Consider the following 1,282-nt stretch of genomic DNA (forward strand, 5'->3'; position numbering starts at 1 on the left):
CCTCCGCTGTGCGGGCGGTGCGGAATCCGCAGAAGATCTGCCGCCGGACGGGGTAGTCCCAGTTGCGGAAGGTGCCCCGGCAGGCCACCGGGTCCACGGCGAAGGAACCACCGCGCAGCACCTTGTATTCCGGACCGAAGAACACCTCGGAGTACTCCTTGTAGGGGTAGGCCCGGAAGCCGGGGTAGGGCAGGAAGTCGCTGGCGGTCCATTCCCACACGTCGCCGATGAACTGACGGATGCCGAGGGGGGACTGGCCGGCGGGGTAGCTGCCGGCGGGGGCGGGGCGCAGGTGGCGCTGGCCGAGGTTGGCGTGGGCGGGTGTGGGGTCGGCGTCGCCCCAGGGGTAGCGGCGACTGCGGCCGGTCGAGGGGTCGTGGCGGGCGGCCTTCTCCCATTCGGCTTCGGTGGGCAGGCGGCGTCCGGCCCAGCGGGCGTAGGCGTCGGCTTCGTACCAGCACACGTGGAGTACGGGTTCGTCGGGGGGTACGGGTTCGGTGATGCCGAAGCGGCGGCGCAGCCATTGGCTGCCGTCGCGGTGCCAGAAGAGGGGTGCGGTGATGGTGTGGCGCTGGATGTGGGCCCAGCCTTCGGGGGTCCACCAGCGGGGGTCCCGGTAGCCGCCGTCGTCGATGAAGGCCTGGTAGGCGGCGTTGGTGACGGGGGTGGTGTCGAGGAAGAAGGCGGGGACGTGGCGGGTGTGGGCGGGGCGTTCGTTGTCCAGGGCCCAGGGTTCGGTGGAGGTGCCCATGGTGAACTCTCCGCCGGGGACGAGGACTTCGGCGGTCCCGCTGTACGGGGGTGCGGCGTCGGGGTCGGGTGCGGTCAGGGCGGGCGGGCCGCTGCGCAGCTGGTGGGTGACGAGCATGGTCTCGTCGTGCTGTTGTTCGTGCTGGGCGATCATGCCGAAGGCGAAGGCGGCGCGGGTCAGGCGGGGGCCGGTCAGGTCGGCGGTCTCCAGCACGCCGGTGACGCGGGAGCGGACCTCGGCGGTGTAGCGGCGGGCCTCGTCGGGCGGGAGAAGGGGGAGTTCCGGGCGTTCGGCGCGGGGGTGTTCGAAGGCGTCGTAGAGACTGTCGATCTCGGGGCGGATGGGGTCCTGGCCGCCGACGGCGCGCAGCAGCCACTGTTCCTCCTGGTTGCCGATGTGGGCCAGGTCCCACACCAGCGGGGACATCAGCGGCGAGTGCTGCGCGACCAGGTCCGGCTCGTCCACACAGGTGGTCAGCAGCGTGGTCCGGGCACGGGCCGCGGTCAGCGAACTCCACGCCCGCTCACGCAG

1 protein-coding gene is annotated in these 1,282 nt (G+C 72.1%); it reads right to left on the reverse strand.

The features are described 5' to 3' along the window. On the reverse strand, positions 1-1,282 hold a 1,282-nt coding region (egtB, locus tag IE286_RS26865; RefSeq protein ID WP_189799356.1), incomplete at both ends, for an ergothioneine biosynthesis protein EgtB.

The organism is Streptomyces thermodiastaticus (genome assembly GCF_014656135.1).
Classification (GTDB): Bacteria; Actinomycetota; Actinomycetes; order Streptomycetales; family Streptomycetaceae; genus Streptomyces; species Streptomyces thermodiastaticus.